Here is a 17,952-nt window from a genome sequence, read left to right on the forward strand (position 1 = left end):
TCAGTTACTTTTTAGAAAACTAATTTAGATTCATTTTTTCAATAATTATGCTTGTAATTTAACAACCAAAGACTTTAAAAACATAAAAAAGGCAGATTCAGATAAAACTGATCTACCTTTTTATTATTCTATTAGTCTTATCTACTATTTAGTAAACAAATCTCCAGTAAATCCATTAGATTTTTGTAAGAGTTGTTTATAAACTTTCTCTTTCAAACCAACTGTATTTCCAAATCCATTCCCTTTAAGATCTTTCTCAACTGCTTCATCAAACAATTCTTGAAGCCTTGCATAAGTTGAAATTTTCTCACCATTAATTTCAATTTCAACAAAGCCTTTTTGAGCTTTCTCATGTACTTCATGGTACCAAGCAGATTTCCATTCTTCTAAGTTTTGGAATCTTCCATTTGAAACTTTCTTAATGATGAAATCATCTCCAACATAACCATTGTTTTCTTTCTTAGCAGCATCTTTATATTTATTAGAAGCGTATCCTAAGAAACCATCGAGATAACCAAAGTAACCCCACATACGGAATGTATTATGTTTAAATGAAATAGAACCTACAGTACTTCTACTTGTGTTACCACCATAGATACCTGCCATCATATTAACGGTTTGATAAGCAGTGTCGAAACCTTCTGAACGATAACGTCCATTACCAGGCATTCCATGCTTGGTAACAAAGTTATTGTTTACCAATTGATCAATCGTTGTCAACTTCATGTTTTTCTCTTCATCATTTAAATCACGAAGTTTATCCCATTGATGTGGTTCACCTTTTAGACTGTTACGATCAGCATTCGAACGCCATTCTCGATCCATTTTCTTGAACCACTTATCATTGGTTCCTTCATTTTTCTTAATGACCGCTTCAGCTTCTAAGTAATCAAGCATCATCATTGATTCATTATAGTTCTTCATGTAATGATCAATCTTCTGACGACTATCTAGCATATTAGGATTATAGTTATACCATTGATTACCGTCATTTTGACGTTCATATGCCATGTTTAATCCTAAGGCACCATATTCACCATTTGGATTTGAAACTGATGGTGATTGTAACATACCTTGAGCAAAGGCTTCAACATCTGTTCCTTCACGGTGACGCCATGTTCCTAAGTAGGCCATACGGTCATTGATGTGAGTTGTTTCGTGAGTGAATGCAGATGTACCAAAATCACTAATCATGCTAGAGATGATGTAATATACAGCCTCTTGTGGTTGTGGATTTTGGAAGATATAAGCGTATGCACCCATTCCATTGTATCCATGCCACTTATCAGTCGGACCATAGAATTCACGAATTGGAGCAAAATCGCCTTTCTTCGTATGTCCCATACGGTCAACCCAACCAAGACCTGGTACATCATGATTATCCCAAATGGCAGATGGTACCATATTTTCACTCTTAAGAAGATTATTTCGTACATTATCTGCAGCAAGTCTTGACCAGAAGTCTAAATAATTGATTTGTTCTTGCGCACGTAAATCAACTTGCTTTTTGAACGCTTCACGTTCTTCTGCTGTGTTCTTACCGTATTTCTCAAATGAACTAAAGGCAATGGTATTATAGGTTGTAATTAAGATCATATGCGCTTTCTTCAAATTCAAAAGTGGTAAAATATAACGTCCGTGATGTCCATTATTAATTACTTCATACAATTTATGTTTCTTATTCGCAAAATCAGGATTTGATGATTGTTTCTCAACAACATAAGCATTGTCTGCAATGTTATTCTTGAACCAAGTATTCATATCTGTTTCACTAGTGAATAATTCCATGTTGTACTTCAGGAATTCATGTAAGTTAGCTTTACCAGTAGCACTTGCAAGAGCTCTGTTAAATGCATCGTGTGATTGATCACCTTTTAGGTTATTACCATTTGAAGCGAAGCTGATTAATCTATCAAGTACGTTAACGTTCTTACCGTAGAAATCCGGTTTGAAGGTCATCATATTTTTGATATTTAATCCGTCAAATTTAATTCCATAGTATTGGTTTAAGTAAGCCAGAGCTAACATGATTTTAGCTTTGTTATCTTCAACTTTTTTAATCAATACACGTTTAGCTGCTTCGTCCGTATTTAATTGATGGTCTTCATTTTCAACTAAAGCTTTAACTAAAGCATCAAGATTATCTTTTACTTCTTTGAAGCTTTCTTCCATGTATAACATCTTAGGATTGTTATTAATCTTACGAACTTCATCTGAATCAAGTTCAACAGAAGCTAATTTAGCTTTGATATCATTGATCAAATTTGCACGATCTTTAACAACCATGTTTGGTGTATAGACAACATCACCTAATCCTTCAATACTATATTCACGAACTTGTTGAACCTTAGATTCTTTTTGTGTAATAGCTTTAATTTCTTTCGTCTTATCAGCGTAATGAATCATAATATGGTCAGCATCTGATAAATCGGTCACAAATTGTCCATCTTTCATACCTGTAACAGACAAAACTTCCGTATTTAGTAATTTAGAATCTGCAGGAATCTTGTTACCTTGGTTTATAATCCACTCTTTATTGTAGAATGGTTGAAGTTTTTCAATATTACGGTAAGCAAGTTCACGAGATACGTCATAATCTTGAGTAGATTTGTAAGTATCTGCTTTTGCTGCCTTATGGTTTAACTTATCTACAAAATGTTCAGTTATTGTATATTCATGTGCAGTAATTCCCATTTTAGCAATTCTGGCATCAGCTTCTTCTTGGGAAACACCTTTCCAACGACTAGAGCGAGAATATGATTGTTTACCTTCACTTACACCATTAACGAATACATTATTATTTCGAACCCAGTTTGCACCAAAGTAATCATCATCCTCTGCATCACGAGAACCGTAAAGAATCTCACCACCATTCTTCACTTTCATCATGGTAACGTTATTTTCAGCAAGCCCCCACGACCAATTAGAATGAAGCAGACCACCTGTTTCAAGAGGTTCTTTCACATCAATCGTACCTTTTGCCACGGAATTCTTCAGACGTCCCCATGCACTAACGTCCATTGGGTTATCACCGTGATTCAATTTAGCAACCAGGCCACCGACTTTAGCTTTATTCCCTTTAATATATGCATCAATGTAAGAGTTGTCTGTGTTACTTCTCCAGCTTTCGCTAACAAGGCCACCAGACCACCATCCTGCATTACCTACACTTGTAATGTTACCAATAAAGGCTACATTACGCATATTGGATTCATCCAGTTTATTGACCATACCAGTAACATCATTGTTACCTACAACATTACCTGTTACTTTAATGTTTTCAATCGTTGACTTTTTAAACATCTCACCAAGCGGTGCTGTCTTATTAGCCCAAGGCATGTTGATATCGACATTACCTAGATTGAAGTCATGAATATGAGCGTTTTCAACTCGGTTGAATAGTGGACGCGCTAGGTTATGAATTGTAAAGCGGTTATCCCCATCACTAGACAACTTACCTTTAAACGTTCCTGTTACATACTGTTTACTTGGTGTTGGAACATTGGCAGCATTCAAATCTGCACCAAGTTTAAACTCACCAGTTGGGTCTTTTTGCATATCCTCAATGAGTTCTTTAAAGTTGTAATAGACATTTCCAATCTTTGGTAATTGTTTTTCAAAGTAATGTACATACTCTTCGCTTAGTGTATCATCAGCTCTACGTTGAACTAAGTCTGGAGCTTTTGCTACAACTTTGTACAATGTTTTTCCATCAACAACAACTTCTTCAATCTTATCAACAGCCAGTCTGGTTGTTTTGTTATCATGAGTTGTCACTCGTAGATAAAGCGGAGCAAGATCAGCTGGTTTTTCCGTAAGCAAACTAGTATCCGTTTCGTTACCGTCAGCGTCCACACTCATCAAGCTTGTTTCTTTGATGTTTTTGATTTCAACTTTTTTAAGGTCTAACTGAATTTCTTTATCTTCTAATGTTTCAGTTTCTTCGCCTTCGCCTCGATCATAGACCATCGTTGTGGATAGTGTATAGCCTTGATAATATTTCAAGTTGTCTAAAGTAGCTTGTAATTTATTTTCTTCTACTGTCACTTCTTTAACAACTTGTCCAGTCTTATCTTTCAGAGCTACTTTAATCGATTTGATCTCTACTCCAGCTGGTTTATTCAATGTATAACTAGCTGTAGCGCTCTTCTTCAAGACATCTTTTTCTGTTTTAGCCCATTCTAAGATTGGTTTTTCTAAACCTTTTGTACCTTTTTTGATAATCTCATCTTGAGGTTGGTCAATTACTGTTTCCTTAACTGTTGGAGCTTCATTTGTTTTTTCTCCACGAATTGTTTTATAAGTTTCAGTAATTTGTTTCTTACCCTCTACACCTTTTTGAGCTACTTGTCTTGTTCCGCGTTTTAAAGTGTCATCTTCTTGTTCTTTTGTTTCAAAAGGAATGACTTCTTCTCTTGTTTCAACTGTTGTTCCTTCAAGTGGTTTCGTTCCTTTTTTAACGACTTTAGAAACGGCAGGCACTTTCACTTCTGTAGTTGTAGAAAGAACTTTATCTGTCTCTACACCTTCCACTGTTTCGTAAGTTGTTTTCGTAACTTGGATACCTTTAGAACCAGGGGTTTCAACTACTTCTTCATCCACATATTTTGTATCGTCTGGAACTACTTCTGTTGTGAAATCTAATTCACTTTCGGTAGACTTCTCAACTGTACCTGTTGTTACTTTATATTCTGGGTTTACTTCTTGTACTGGTGCTTGACCTTCTTGACCAGGTTCTTGAGTTCCCTTTGTTGAAACTGGTTCTTTATATCCAGGAAGTTCTGGCTGTACTAAAGCTTGGCCTTGCTTCTCGCCTTCTTTTACTTCTTGAACACCTTTGGCTTCATGATACTCTGGTAATTCGGGTTGCATTAGAGCTTGTCCTGCCTTGCCTTCTTCTTGAGTTCCTTTTACTTCAACTGGAGCCTCTGGCAATTCAGGTTGCGTTAAGGATTGTCCTGTCTTACCTTCTTCTTGTGTACCTTTAGCTACTTGGTGACTTGGTTCAGCTTGTGGTACTGGAGTTGGAGCAGGTTGCACCTCTTTCTTCGTTCCGACTGCAATGACTTGCGACAAAGGATTTTGGACTACTTGCTTTTCGATGACTTCTCTAACTTCTTGACCATTGACCATCGATACTTTAGTTACAAGACGACGCTGACCATTTACTCCAGCTGTGACAATACGAGTCTCTCCTTCTGCTAGATTCGCATCTGGACTTGTGACCGTTTCAAAAGGAATCTCCACCAAGCTCTCTTCCTGTCTTGTCTGAGGCTTCTCAGAAACGGGTTTTTCTTCAATAGCAGGAGCAACTGGAGTCTCTACTTCAGGTTTTTCAACGACAGTTTCCGGAGCAACAGCAGGTCTTTCTTGAACGACTTCTGTTTTCTCGATTTCTTTTGAACTTTGATTTTCTACTGGCAACTGAGGCTTCTCAACTGAAGCTGGTCTTGATGGATGGAGTTCTGCTTCCTTGAAGTATCCAATGTATTCATAGCCATCAATGTGGATAATCCCTTCAGCTAAGCCTTCATGTGTAGAGGCTGAAATAGTTTGGTTATAAGAAAGTAATTCTTTATTTTCAAACGCAAATGTCCCATAAGGTACAAAAGTGCTAGCTCCTAAAGAACCAATCAAGAGAACACCTAGAACCTCTTTACGACCTTTTTTGGACACCAAAAAGACTGCTAGAGAAGCCGTTGCCAAGCCAAGGCCTGCTAGAGCTAGCTCCTTACTTCCTGTGTATGGAAGTTGTTGACTGGTAGTTGCCTTCTTACGATAAACTACATAGAGAATATCATCATCTTGAAATTCTGTAGGAACTTCATGGTGAATCAGAGCTTTTTCAGACTCGGTCAATTCCTGCTCCGCCAAATAACGGTAATGAACGCTATGAGCACCGCCAACTTCATTGGCTTGAACCTTATCTACTGAAAAAGTACTAGCACCAAAAAGGAAGGCCCCGATTGCTACAGGACCTACCCCAACAGTTAGCTTACGAATCGAATATTTGGTAATTTTTTTTAGTTGTTGTTTTGTTTTTCTCATTCTCACGACTTTCTGATAGAATCTTGTGGATACTGCGCACGCGCACCTCCAATTAATTTTGGACGGCTAGCAAGAGCCGTTACATGAGCATGCCCAATTTCTCTCAAAAGAGGGCGAATCGGAACCTGAACATGCTTGACATGCATACCAATTGCAGTGTCTCCGATATCCAATCCAGCATGAGCCTTGATAAATTCAACCTCAACTGGATCTTGCATAAACTTGAAGGCTGCCAACTGACCTGAACCTCCTGCATTGAGAGTTGGAAGGACACTGACGATTTCCAGGCCAAACTGCTCTGCCACCTGACGTTCAATAACGAGGGCCCGATTGACATGTTCACAACCTTGAACAGCTAGATGAATTCCATTTTCTTCTAGGATATCTAGGATGGTCTTCACAATGATTTCCCCAATTTCTTGGCTGGATTCCTTGCCAATCTGACCACCTATCACTTCACTAGAAGAAAGGCCCAAAACAAAGATAGATCCTTGCTTCAAATTGGCCTTTTCTAATACATCTTTTACAATCTGGCTTGTTTCTCTTTGAATGTCTTTTTCCTTCATACTTGATACCTCTTTTGTCATTATCTATCATATCGTTTTTTCTACGTTTTAGCAAGATAGACAACCTAGAATGCTTGCCCAATTACGCATAAAACTCCCAGAATTGACTGGGAGTTAGCTAGTTTCTATTCTATTTATGTATATTTCAACTGTCGTCCCTTTTGAGGGAATAGAATCAATCTTCATTTGGTAATCTTCTCCAAAGTGAAGTTTGAGCCGTTGATCAACATTTTGAAGACCAACTCCCCCACGTTTGAGTTGACTTTGACTACTATCGCCAGTAGCTTGGAAACCAACTCCATCATCCTCAATGCGGATGACCAATCCTGAATCCTGTTTCTGGACAGAGACTCTAATATGACCCTGACCTTCTTTCTCCTTGATGCCATGGTAAAGAGCATTTTCTACTAGAGGTTGCAACACCAGCTTGGGCAAGACTAGATTATCAAAGGCAGGATTTTCATTAATTTCGTATTCCAGTTTATCTCCATAGCGTTGTTTCTGGATAAAGAGATACTGGCGGACATGGTTGATTTCGTCATACAGGCAAATCAAATCCTTGCCTTTATTGAGCGCCAAGCGGAAGTAGGTAGCCAAGGACTTGGTCACTTGAACCACTCTCTGACTGTCCTGAAATTCTGCCATCCAGATGATGGTGTCCAAGGTATTATAGAGGAAATGCGGATTAATCTGGCTCGACAAGGCTTGAAGTTCATACTGACGGGTTGTTTCTTCCTGCCTGCGAATAGCTGCCATCAACTGATCAATCTGATCCAACATAGCATTGAACTGGCGAGTCACTTCTCTCAGTTCATGGGCACCAGTTTCCTTGGCACGAAGATTCTGATTACCAGAAGCAATCTCCAGCATAGTTTCTCTCAAATCCTTCAAGGGAGCAATCCAACGTTTGAGACTGAACCACACCAAGCAGAGACAGGCAAGAAGAGATGTGACACTAGCCCCAAGCAAGGTCCACATGAGTTGACTCCGAACCTGATCTAACTTCTCCAACGAAGACACACCCAGAACCGTCCAATCAGTTCCAGCAATCTTTTCTTGACTGACATAGGATTGGTGGTCTGGAGTATAACCCTGCCCTGTCTCAATATAGGGGTTCATGGCCTCCATTTCGCTAGACGAACTATAAACTGTATGTTGAGGATGATAAACAAATTCATGGTTTTCATTGATGATAAAGGCAAAGCCCTGCTGACCCAACTGAAGTTGGTTAAGATAGGCTTCCAGAGTTTCATAAGAAATATCCAAACGAAGCACGCCAAGATTGGCTCCCTTTGCATCAACAAGTTCCTGAGTGACAGAAATGACCCACTGACTATCCGATTTACGAGCTGGGGTTAAAACTGGCTTAGCTCCCTGATGAATGGCCTTTTGGTACCAGTCCTCAGCCATCATATCTGAGGAAGTTTTCATCTGCACACTGTCATCTGTAGAAATGACCTGACCGGATTTGGTCACCAGCACAACAGTTTTCAAATCCTGATCTGCCTTTAAGATGGTTAAAAACAAATCTCGAATTCCCTTGACCTTGTCTTGACTGGGATTCTCAGCATAGGCTAGGACAGCCGTCTGCTGGGTCAAACTGGTAGAGGTGGTTTCTAATTTTTTGATATAAGACTGGATAAAGTGGCTAGTTTGACTGATAGTCGTTTGGCTATTGCCCTCAATGCTAGCCTCAATGGCTGAAGAACTAGATTGATAGTAGAAAGTCCCAACCAGAGCTAGGAGAATGAGAAAGACCAGAAAGATAGAAATAACCATTCTGACTAGGAGAGAAGAACGCTTCATCGACCTTCCCCCTTCTTAAACTGACGAGGTGTCACACCTGCAATCTGTTTAAAACGTTGGGTGAAATAGTTCATATCTTCAAAACCAACCTTCTCTGCTATCTCATAAATCTTCAGATCTGTAGTTAAAAGCAAGAGCTTGGCTTGTTTGACACGTTCTCTCACCAGATAATCCTGAAAAGGCAGGCCCAACTCTTTCTTAATCAAAGAACTCAGATAAGTCGGACTAAAGCCCAAGACACTGGCCAAGCTCTTTAAACTAAATTGACTATCAGCTAGATGAGACTGGATTTTCTGGGCCATGTTTCCTTCAAACTTATCGGTTAATAAATCTTGTAACTGCTCTTCTTTTTCTTCCTTGTCCAACTTTTGCTTGATTTTCCCCAACATTTCCTCAATATCCTGACGAGAAAAGGGCTTGAGCAAGTAGTCATCCACACCTAGTTTGACAGCAGATAAGGCATAATCAAAATCATCGTAACCTGTCAAAAAAACTAGATGAACCTGAGAATAGGTTTCTCGAACCAGACTGGCCAACTGGATGCCATTTAGCTGAGGCATGTTGATATCGGTTAGAATGATATCTGGCACCTGCTTTTGTATCAATTCCCAAGCCTGTCTTCCATTTTCAGCTTGACCGATGATTTCCATATCGTAGGCTGCTACATTGACCAGCTTGGTCAAGCCTTGTCTCACCAGATATTCATCTTCTACGATTAAGATTGTGTAGGTCATGCTTCTCTCCTTTGTCACTTACTAGTATCAGTATAGCAAAATTCTCCTCTAACTGCTTAGGAAAGCCCTCTTAATCAACATAATCTAGTAAATAAGCATAGCCTTTTTCTTCCATTTGGTCTTTGGGAATAAAGCGGATAGAGAGACTATTGATACAGTAGCGCAAGCCACCCTTGTCCTGTGGGCCGTCCGTAAAAACATGGCCAAGGTGAGAATCTCCAACTCGGCTTCGCACTTCCATGCGTGTCATATTGTAGGATTTATCTTCCTTGTAGGTGGCAACATCTGGACTGATGGGTTGGGTAAAACTAGGCCAGCCACAACCAGACTCAAACTTATCCTTTGATGAAAAGAGAGGTTCCCCAGTTGCTACATCCACATAGATACCGGATTCAAATTTATCCCAGTAGCGGTTTGAGAAAGCCCGTTCTGTTTGATTTTTCTGGGTAACTGCATACTCCTCAGGTAACAGGGTCTTTTTCAATTCCTCATCACTTGGTTTTGGGTATTTGCTGGCATCAATGACGAGATAGGCCGCCTGATTAACATTAATATGGCAGTAACCATTTGGATTTTTCTTGAGATAGTCTTGGTGGTAATCCTCAGCTACTACAAAATTCTTCAAGGTCTCCTTTTCAACTGCTAGAGGTTGATCATATTTCTTAGCAACTTCATCAAAGACTTGATTGATTACCTCTAAATCCTTTTCATCTGTGTAATAAACACCAGTACGGTACTGGGTTCCCACATCATTTCCTTGTTTATTTTTGCTGGTTGGATTGATAATGCGGAAGTAATGAAGCAGGATTTCCTTGAGAGAAATTTGATTGGCATCATAAGTAACATGGACAGTCTCCGCATGACCTGTTTGGTTAATCAATTCGTACTTGGTTGTTTCCCCTCTACCGTTTGCATAGCCTGAAACGGCATCTGTTACTCCAGGCACGCGTGAGAAGTATTCCTCCACTCCCCAGAAACATCCCCCAGCTAGATAAATTTCGTGCAAGTCTGCGTCTTTACTCACTTCTGTTTTTTTCACTGTTTTTCCTCCTTGGCTAACTGATGCTTTCTCAATTTGCGAGCTATCTGTCTGCCCTGCATTTCGCATCAATAGAAAATAGAAACTGCTCATGGCTAGGAAAAAGATTCCTGCCAAAACAAACAATTTTACTTTATCATTCATAACCTTTCGCTACCCCATTTCTTTCAATGTTTTTAAAATCATATCCTTATCCATAAAACCTGGTTGCGTTTTGACCAGCTTTCCTTCCTTGTCTATAAAGGCTTGAGTTGGGTAAGAACGGACACCATAACTTTCCAAAAGTTTGCCTGATGGGTCAATTAGAACTGGGAAATTTTTATAATCCAAGCCCTTGTACCAGTTCTTAAAGTCAGCTTCAGCTTGTTCTCCCTTGTGTCCAGGAGAGACCACTGTCAAAACTACATAGTCATCACCAGCATCCTTAGCAATTTCATCGGTATCTGGAAGACTGGCTAGACAGATGGAACACCAAGAAGCCCAGAATTTGAGATAGACTTTCTTGCCCTTATAATCAGACAAGCGGTAGGTCTTGCCATCTACTCCTGTCAGTTCGAAATCAGCAACTTCCTGACCTTTAGTCGCAGTTTGCGCACTGACTTGTTCTGTTTTTGTTTGCTCCTTCATAGTAGATTCGTCTGACATATTTTTAGCAGAACAGGCTGCCAAGCAACAGATTGAGCCGACTCCAAGGAGACATGTTTGCCATTTTTTCATTTCTTCTTCCTCTCTATTCAAATAATGTAGTCAAAATGGAAGCATTTCCCAAAAGCACCAAGATTCCCATCACGATAATGAGGAAACCACCTACTTTTTTGAGGGTTCCAAGGTAGGGATGAAGTTTTCGGAAATGTTTCAAAACATAGCTGGAGGCAAGAGCTAGAACCAAAAATGGTAGTGCTAGACCCAGCGTATAGATTAACATGAGACCAGCTCCCTGCCAAGCACCTGAGCCACCTGAAGCCGCTAAAGCCAAAACAGAGCCAAGAACCGGCCCCACACAAGGCGTCCAAGCAAAACTAAAGGTCAACCCCAGTAAAAATGCCTGACTATAGCCGTTACCCTTTTGCCCCTGTCTCTTTAATTGTAGCCTTCTTTCCTTGTAGAGTCCCTGAAAATGTAAGACTTCCATCTGGTGCAAGCCCAAGAGAATGATGACCGCACCCGTCACATACTGAAACCAAGAAGCATACAGCAAATTGCCTAAAAAACCAGCTCCATAGCCTAGTAAGATAAAAACAAAGGATATCCCTGCTATAAAGGCCAAAGTTCTCAATAGACTAACAAGTGAGATTGAATATTTTCCACTAGAAGCCTGAGCACCATCTTCGTCATCCAACAAGACCCCTGCATAAACCGGTAACAAGGGTAAGATACACGGAGAAAAGAAGGAAAGAATTCCAGCAAGAAAAACACTGATAAAAAAGATTATATTATCCATTGCCTTCCTCCATTCTTTGATTTGATAAAACTATTATAGCCCCAAAACTCCAGAAAAAACAGGGACAATGATAGGGAAAAATAGGAATTTAATCAGGTTATATAAAAAATGTTGCAAAAAAAGCCAGACACAGTCTGACTTTGATGGAAACTGAAAAGAAAATTCACTAGTCTTCCCTACTTATCTGATAATAAATAAGGTCCGCAAGATAGCCTTTTCTCTCTACACCATTGGTAATAGTCTTGAGATAGGACATTCCAGCCTTCTCCATGACACGACCTGAAGCTGGATTGAGACTAGCATATCGTGCTCTGACATCTTGAAAACCTGCTTGAGTAAAACAAAAGTCCAAGACAGCTTTCAAGGCCTCTGTCATCATACCATGACCCCAGTAAACCTTGCCTAGCACATAGCCAATTTCACAAGAAGAATTGTTCTCATCTATTGCAACGATGCTGATATCTCCTATCACCTGCTCTGGCTTTTCTTTGAGACAAATGGCCCATTTATAATAGTTGGGATTAGCATAGGAAACAACCCAATTTCGGATCGAGTTTCGAGTGATTTCGACATTAGAATGGGGATCCCAAGTGACGTAGGTTAGATTCTCAGCAGATGAAGCCCAATTCTGAAACATGGCTTCTGCATCACTTTCCAAAAATCTTCGCAAGATTAAACGATCTGTCTGTAATATTTGCGTACTGATTGCTTTCATGACGCTACCTCGCTTTCTGATAGATGATTCTATGTCCAATCTCCATTGAAACTTGTTTTACTTTCTCGTTTCTAGACTCGGGGTTCAAGTTACCCCGACCTTTCTCGTTTTCTTATTTCTAAACTCGGGATAAAAAGATCCACTGGAGGTTATTCTTGCTCTCGAGTTTCAAGGCTCAAGCTAAAAAGGTCCACCGGACCTTCTCTCACTTTCTTATTTCAAGGTGAGAGGCTGAAAACCTCCACTGGAGGTTCCTCATTTTCTTATTTCTAAACTCGGGGTTAAAAGGTCCCCCGGACCTTTTTACTCCCAAAAATCATCAAATACGGTGATGGGTAGGTGGCGTTTGTGTTGGCCTTTGTGCCACCAGTTTTCAATGGTCGCTTGAGCTTCTGGGCTGATTGTTTTGCCTTCTAGGTAGTCGTCAATCTCTGCATAGGTGACTCCGAGGGCTACTTCGTCAGCTAGACCTGGTTTGTCTTCTTCTAGGTCTGCCGTTGGGATTTTTTCATAAAGGGCTGGGTCTGCACCAAGTTCCTTCAATAGTTGTTTTCCTTGACGTTTATTGAGGCGATAAAGAGGGAGAATATCCGCACCACCATCACCAAACTTGGTAAAGAAACCTGTGATATTTTCCGCAGCGTGGTCTGTTCCAATGACCGCTCCGCTATGGGAACCAGCAAGGGCATACTGAGCAATCATACGGCAACGTGCCTTGATATTCCCCTTGTTGAAGTCTGAGACAGGACTACCTGTCGCTTCAACTGCAGCTGTCATGGCATCTGCAGACTCCTTGATATTCACCACTAAACTGATATCTGGCTGAATGAAGGCTAGGGCTTTTTGAGCATCTGCTTCATCAGCTTGCACCCCATAAGGCAGGCGGACAGCGATAAATTTGTAGCTGTCATCTCCCGTTTCTGCTCGCAGTTCTTCCATGGCCAGTTGAGCCAAACGTCCTGCTAAGGTTGAGTCTTGTCCCCCAGAAATCCCTAGTACAAAGGTCTTTAGGAAGGGATGTTTTTTCAGGTATCTCTTTAAGAAATCAATAGAACGACGAATTTCTTCCTGGGCATCAATCACTGGTTTCACACCCAGCTCTTGGATAATCGTTTCTTGCAAACTCATTCTTCCTCTCCTTCACCGAGGGCTTCCTTGCGCATCTTGTCAATCAAGTCCATCTTGTCTTGCCATACATCACGCGCCAAATCTACTGGATAGTGTTGCGGATTGAGCACGCGCTTGTACTCATCCCAAAGCTTGTCAAATTCCTTACGAGCATAATCCTGAATCTCAGTTAAGCTAGGCAAGTTGTAAATCAATTTTCCGTCTTTGAAGATATCCACTAGGAGAGGAACAGCATCAAAATTACGAACCGTCTTCTTGATGTAGGTATAAGTCGGATGGAACATCTTGATTTCTGTCATGTCACTCACAGCAACACCATCATAAGTGATGTAGTCACCCTCTGACTTACCTTTTTCACGACTGGTAATGCGCCACACCTGCTTCTTACCTGGCGTAGACACTTTTTCAGCATTATTTGACAGCTTAATCGTATTGCGCATGTTCCCATTTTCATCTTCAATTGCAACAATCTTATAAACTGCCCCAAGAGCTGGCTGATCATAGGCTGTAATCAGCTTTGTACCCACGCCCCAGACATCAATCTTGGCCTTTTGCATCTTGAGGTTGAGGATGGTATTTTCATCTAGATCATTAGAAGCATAAATCTTAGCCTCGGTAAATCCAGCCTCGTCCAGTTGCTGACGGACTTTCTTAGAAATGTAGGCAATATCCCCAGAGTCAATCCGCACACCCATAAAGTTAATCTGATCACCCAGTTCACGCGCCACCTGAATGGCAGCTGGCACACCAATACGAAGGGTGTCATAGGTATCCACAAGAAATACACAGTTCTTGTGGGTCGCAGCATAAGCCTTGAAGGCCTCATAGTCGTTACCATAAACCTGCACCAAGGCATGGGCGTGAGTCCCCAAGACAGGAATGTCAAAGAGTTTACCCGCACGCACGTTGCTAGTTCCATTGGCACCACCAATCACCGCTGCGCGTGTTCCCCAGATGGCCGCATCCATTTCTTGAGCCCGACGTGTCCCAAACTCCATTAAAGGTTCATCTTCAATGACCGAACGAATACGAGCTGCCTTGGTCGCTACCAAGGTCTGGTAGTTGACAATATTCAAAAGGGCCGTTTCGACCAATTGACATTGGGCTAGAGGGCCTTCCACCTGTACAATCGGTTCATTAGCAAAGACCAAGTCCCCTTCTTGGGCAGAACGAACGGTCAACTCCAACTTGAAATTGCGGAGATAGTCCAAGAATGCCCCATGATAGCCTAGCGACTCCAAATAGGCAATATCACTATCTGAAAAACGCAAATCTTCAAGATAACTCACAATTCTTTCCAAACCAGCAAAAACCGCATAGCCATTTTTAAAAGGCTGTTGGCGGAAATACACCTCAAAGACCGCCTTCTTATTGTGAATCCCTTGGTCAAAGTAAACCTGCATCATGTTGATCTGGTACAAGTCCGTGTGCAATGTCAAACTATCATCTGGATACATACTTTTCCTACTTCCTTAGCTAGAAACACATGAAAATTTTCAAGAACTTTCATGTATTCCAATAAATTAGTACTATTATATCACATTTTAGCTGGATTGAGAAAAGAGTAACAAGCTATTCTCCACTCTCCAGTTCATCCATATCTTGTTCAAACTTTTTCTGAGCCCATTCGCCATAACTCAATGCAATATACAAATGTCATTTTGTAAAATTTTATTAACAAAAAACTCTCTACCATAAAAAATAGAGAGTGTTAAGTTTAAATATAGGATTTCAAAATATCAACGACATCACTTCTTTTCTTAACCTGATAAGACTTGATTCCCAATTTCTCAGCTGCAATTGTATTGTCCTCAATATCACCTAGAAAGACACAATTTGTAGGATTTAACTGGTATTTATCAAGAATCCCCTTCATACTTATGTCAAGAACCCCTCTTTGCCTTATACTTTCATATTCACCTTACAAATTCTTTTGGTAATAATATCTTTGCCCAATGTAGGGATAGTCTTGTAAAGTAAAGACTTCCTTGTAGCCATGCCTTTTATAAAAATCAGGAGCTTGAAACTGGTAAGTATTGACAAAAGCAAAACGACAGTTTCGATTCTTAGCTTCAGTTTCTGCTTGCTGCAATAGTTTTGAACCGATTCCTTGCCCTCGCAGTTCCTCTTTTACAAACAAATACTCAATTTCCAACCAATTTCCAAAAGTCTCTGCTATCAAACCTGCCAGGAGATTGCCCTTTTCATCTTCGACATAAAGATTAAGTGGCTCACTTTCAGCTTCTTCTCTTTTTGAACGGTTATAAAGACGAATCAGATTCCCTATTTCTTGTGATTTATGGGATTCCTTATTTTCCAATCTAAAGTACATCTAAACCTCCTTAAACACTGTTACAGCTTGATTATAGTCTTATTTCAATAGACTGTCAAACTAGCAAAAACTCACCAACCTGAGTTGATGAGTCCTTATACTCTTCGAAAATCAAATTCAAACCACGTCAGCTTCACCTTGCCGTACTCAAGTACAGCCTGCGGCTAGCTTCCTAGTTTGCTCTTTGATTTTCATTAAGTATTAATTTATTTTCTAAATTTCCACTGGCTATAAATCCCGAAACCGATAATCCAGATAGCTGAACCGATTGCTCCTACAAATGTAGACTCTTGTAAAAAGAGAGTTACAAAGACAAAGGCAAAGAAGAGCATGGTTAAGGGATTTAGGAAACGATAATGGGGCATGAGATAGCCGTCCGCCATAAAGTCCTGTGACTTGCGGTATTTAAGGTGAGCCACCATAATCAAGATATAAATGGCGATATAGACACCTGATGATGATGCCGTAATCAAGGCAAAGGCATCGGAAACACCTGGCAAGATATTAATAAAGGCTGCTAGGGCAATCAAGATTGCTGAGGCGATGATGGCATTTTGTGGCACATTGTGGCGAGAAAGGGTATCTGCCTTGATCGCTTTTAAGAATGGATTTGGCGAATCATGGGCAATCTGGTACAAATGGCGACCTGTTGAATAAAGGGTCGAGTTAAGGGCAGATGCTGCTGACGTCAAGACGACAAAGTTAATCAAGGCTGCTGCCCACTTGACACCTGCCAATTCAAATACTGTAACAAAGGGAGAATCAGCCGATGCAAGTTCACGCCACGGAATGATAGCCATGATGGCTAAGAGGGCACCACCGTAGAAAAAGGCGATACGCAAAGGAATTTCCTTAACGGCTTTTGGCAAGACCTGACGTGGATTTTTGGTTTCTGAAGTCGTTACCCCGATAAACTCAATCATGAGATAGGCAAAGAAAACCATCTGGAAGGCCATGACAAAGTTAACTCCACCATTAGGAAATAGTGAGAAATTGTCGGCGATATTAGCCAAACTTGCTACTCCATGTGGTGTCTTAAAGCCTGTCAAGACCATAAAGACTCCTGTGGCAATCATGGCTAAAATAGCCACAATCTTGACCATCGCAAACCAAAACTCAACTTCCCCAAAGAGTTTCACCGCAATCAAATTGACCAAGGCTAGAATAGTCAAAAATCCAATCTCAATCATCCAACTTGGCCAGCTAGGGAACCAGAACTGAACATAGTGAGAGATAGCAGTGATTTCCGCCATACCGATAAAGACAACGGATAGCCAGTAAGACCAAACCGAGAAATAACCCCAGCCCTTACCTAAATGGCGCGTGATAAAGTTGATAAAGGTATGTTGCTCAGGGTCTTGGTAGAGCATTTCCCCAACCGCACGCATCATGAGGAACATGAATGCTCCCGTAATCATATAAATTAGTACAATAGAAGGACCTGTTAGGCTGATAGAGCGACCTGCTCCCAAAAAGAGTCCTGTTCCAATTGTTCCCGCAATGGCCATAACCTGCACGTGACGATTGGTCAGACCACGCTCCATCTTATTTTTTTTCTTCTTTGAACTCATAACGTCTCCAATTCAATTTAAAATGGAAAAAGGAGTGAGTGAAGCGCACTGCCTCCTCACTCCTTTTTTTTATTTTTAGGCTGTTTTTTCAACCTTCAAGATTTTTACATCATAGCTACCAACAGGTGTTTCAATAGTTGCTGTATCACCTGTTTTCTTACCAATCAAGGCTTGTCCAATTGGGCTTTCATTTGAAACCTTACCTGCAAAGGCATCCGCACCTGCTGAACCTACGATAATATAAACTTCTTCTTCGTCCTCACCAATTTCTTGAATAGTGACTGTTTTACCAATCGCCACTTCATCATCGGCAACTGAGTCGCTATTGACGATTTCAGCATAACGGATTTTTGTTTCCAAGCTAGAGATTTGTCCTTCGACAAAAGCTTGTTCATCCTTAGCTGCTTCGTATTCACTGTTTTCAGAAAGGTCACCGTATGAACGGGCAATCTTAATGCGTTCTACCACTTCTGGTCGGCGAACCAATTTCAATTCTTCTAATTCTTTTTCAAGTTTTTCCTTTTCCGCAAGGGTCATAGGATATGTTTTTTCTGCCATTTTTCTCAACTTTC

14 protein-coding genes and 1 pseudogene are annotated in these 17,952 nt (G+C 40.5%); all 15 read right to left on the minus strand.

Annotated elements, in window-relative coordinates:
• Positions 1–144: 144 nt before the first annotated feature.
• The 15 genes and pseudogenes from TZ90_RS06105 to greA all read right to left on the minus strand — a co-directional run bounded on the left by TZ90_RS06105 (position 145) and on the right by greA (position 17,938).
• Complete coding sequence (locus TZ90_RS06105) at positions 145–6,048, minus strand: ZmpA/ZmpB/ZmpC family metallo-endopeptidase (protein WP_045612018.1); 5,904 nt, start codon at positions 6,046–6,048, stop codon at positions 145–147.
• 2 nt (positions 6,049–6,050) lie between these two features.
• The gene (locus TZ90_RS06110) at positions 6,051–6,614 is read right to left on the minus strand and encodes a TIGR01440 family protein (protein WP_045612019.1); all 564 of its coding nucleotides are present in this window, start codon (positions 6,612–6,614) and stop codon (positions 6,051–6,053) included.
• A gap of 114 nt (positions 6,615–6,728) precedes the next feature.
• Positions 6,729–8,420, minus strand: a complete 1,692-nt coding sequence (locus TZ90_RS06115; protein WP_045612021.1) for a cache domain-containing sensor histidine kinase — start codon at positions 8,418–8,420, stop codon at positions 6,729–6,731.
• The gene (locus TZ90_RS06120; protein WP_045612022.1) at positions 8,417–9,154 is read right to left on the minus strand and encodes a response regulator transcription factor; all 738 of its coding nucleotides are present in this window, start codon (positions 9,152–9,154) and stop codon (positions 8,417–8,419) included. The genes TZ90_RS06115 and TZ90_RS06120 overlap by 4 nt, the downstream gene beginning before the upstream one ends.
• Before the next feature lie 70 nt (positions 9,155–9,224).
• Positions 9,225–10,337, minus strand: coding sequence for a peptide-methionine (R)-S-oxide reductase MsrB (gene msrB, locus TZ90_RS06125; RefSeq protein WP_045612023.1), 1,113 nt, complete (start codon positions 10,335–10,337; stop codon positions 9,225–9,227).
• A 9-nt stretch (positions 10,338–10,346) separates the two neighbouring features.
• The gene (locus TZ90_RS06130) at positions 10,347–10,910 is read right to left on the minus strand and encodes a redoxin family protein (RefSeq protein ID WP_045612024.1); all 564 of its coding nucleotides are present in this window, start codon (positions 10,908–10,910) and stop codon (positions 10,347–10,349) included.
• 13 nt (positions 10,911–10,923) lie between these two features.
• Positions 10,924–11,634, minus strand: coding sequence for a thiol-disulfide oxidoreductase-associated membrane protein CcdA2 (gene ccdA2 / locus TZ90_RS06135; RefSeq protein ID WP_045612025.1), 711 nt, complete (start codon positions 11,632–11,634; stop codon positions 10,924–10,926).
• 166 nt (positions 11,635–11,800) lie between these two features.
• On the minus strand, positions 11,801–12,349 hold the full coding sequence (locus TZ90_RS06140; RefSeq protein ID WP_045612027.1) for a GNAT family N-acetyltransferase: 549 nt from the start codon (positions 12,347–12,349) through the stop codon (positions 11,801–11,803).
• Between the two features lie 303 nt (positions 12,350–12,652).
• On the minus strand, positions 12,653–13,477 hold the full coding sequence (gene nadE, locus TZ90_RS06145) for an ammonia-dependent NAD(+) synthetase (protein ID WP_045612028.1): 825 nt from the start codon (positions 13,475–13,477) through the stop codon (positions 12,653–12,655).
• Positions 13,474–14,934: a nicotinate phosphoribosyltransferase gene (locus TZ90_RS06150; RefSeq protein ID WP_045612030.1), complete on the minus strand. Its 1,461-nt coding sequence runs from the start codon at positions 14,932–14,934 to the stop codon at positions 13,474–13,476. Before TZ90_RS06150 ends, nadE begins: the two co-directional genes overlap by 4 nt.
• Before the next feature lie 115 nt (positions 14,935–15,049).
• Positions 15,050–15,115, minus strand: a pseudogene (locus TZ90_RS10710) (DUF6773 family protein); the annotation flags it as partial.
• Positions 15,116–15,194: 79 nt separating this feature from the next.
• The gene (locus TZ90_RS10375) at positions 15,195–15,353 is read right to left on the minus strand and encodes a hypothetical protein (RefSeq protein WP_080890741.1); all 159 of its coding nucleotides are present in this window, start codon (positions 15,351–15,353) and stop codon (positions 15,195–15,197) included.
• Between the two features lie 45 nt (positions 15,354–15,398).
• Positions 15,399–15,809 (minus strand): GNAT family N-acetyltransferase, encoded by a 411-nt coding sequence (locus TZ90_RS06155; protein WP_080890742.1) that lies wholly within the window; start codon positions 15,807–15,809, stop codon positions 15,399–15,401.
• A 206-nt stretch (positions 15,810–16,015) separates the two neighbouring features.
• On the minus strand, positions 16,016–17,380 hold the full coding sequence (locus tag TZ90_RS06160) for an amino acid permease (protein ID WP_045612032.1): 1,365 nt from the start codon (positions 17,378–17,380) through the stop codon (positions 16,016–16,018).
• 75 nt (positions 17,381–17,455) lie between these two features.
• Positions 17,456–17,938: a transcription elongation factor GreA gene (greA, locus tag TZ90_RS06165; RefSeq protein WP_000818748.1), complete on the minus strand. Its 483-nt coding sequence runs from the start codon at positions 17,936–17,938 to the stop codon at positions 17,456–17,458.
• Between the last annotated feature and the right edge of the window lie 14 nt (positions 17,939–17,952).

The organism is Streptococcus mitis (genome assembly GCF_000960005.1).
Lineage (GTDB): Bacteria > Bacillota > Bacilli > Lactobacillales > Streptococcaceae > Streptococcus > Streptococcus mitis_CK.

Bases quoted from the DNA above. Each gene is read 5' to 3' on its own strand.
- TZ90_RS06105 (WP_045612018.1), bottom strand. From the start codon at position 6,048: ATGAGAAAAACAAAACAACAACTAAAAAAAATTACCAAATATTCGATT.
- TZ90_RS06110 (WP_045612019.1), bottom strand. From the start codon at position 6,614: ATGAAGGAAAAAGACATTCAAAGAGAAACAAGCCAGATTGTAAAAGAT.
- TZ90_RS06115 (WP_045612021.1), bottom strand. From the start codon at position 8,420: ATGAAGCGTTCTTCTCTCCTAGTCAGAATGGTTATTTCTATCTTTCTG.
- TZ90_RS06120 (WP_045612022.1), bottom strand. From the start codon at position 9,154: ATGACCTACACAATCTTAATCGTAGAAGATGAATATCTGGTGAGACAA.
- msrB (WP_045612023.1), bottom strand. From the start codon at position 10,337: ATGAATGATAAAGTAAAATTGTTTGTTTTGGCAGGAATCTTTTTCCTA.
- TZ90_RS06130 (WP_045612024.1), bottom strand. From the start codon at position 10,910: ATGAAAAAATGGCAAACATGTCTCCTTGGAGTCGGCTCAATCTGTTGC.
- ccdA2 (WP_045612025.1), bottom strand. From the start codon at position 11,634: ATGGATAATATAATCTTTTTTATCAGTGTTTTTCTTGCTGGAATTCTT.
- TZ90_RS06140 (WP_045612027.1), bottom strand. From the start codon at position 12,349: ATGAAAGCAATCAGTACGCAAATATTACAGACAGATCGTTTAATCTTG.
- nadE (WP_045612028.1), bottom strand. From the start codon at position 13,477: ATGAGTTTGCAAGAAACGATTATCCAAGAGCTGGGTGTGAAACCAGTG.
- TZ90_RS06150 (WP_045612030.1), bottom strand. From the start codon at position 14,934: ATGTATCCAGATGATAGTTTGACATTGCACACGGACTTGTACCAGATC.
- TZ90_RS10375 (WP_080890741.1), bottom strand. From the start codon at position 15,353: ATGAAGGGGATTCTTGATAAATACCAGTTAAATCCTACAAATTGTGTC.
- TZ90_RS06155 (WP_080890742.1), bottom strand. From the start codon at position 15,809: ATGTACTTTAGATTGGAAAATAAGGAATCCCATAAATCACAAGAAATA.
- TZ90_RS06160 (WP_045612032.1), bottom strand. From the start codon at position 17,380: ATGAGTTCAAAGAAGAAAAAAAATAAGATGGAGCGTGGTCTGACCAAT.
- greA (WP_000818748.1), bottom strand. From the start codon at position 17,938: ATGGCAGAAAAAACATATCCTATGACCCTTGCGGAAAAGGAAAAACTT.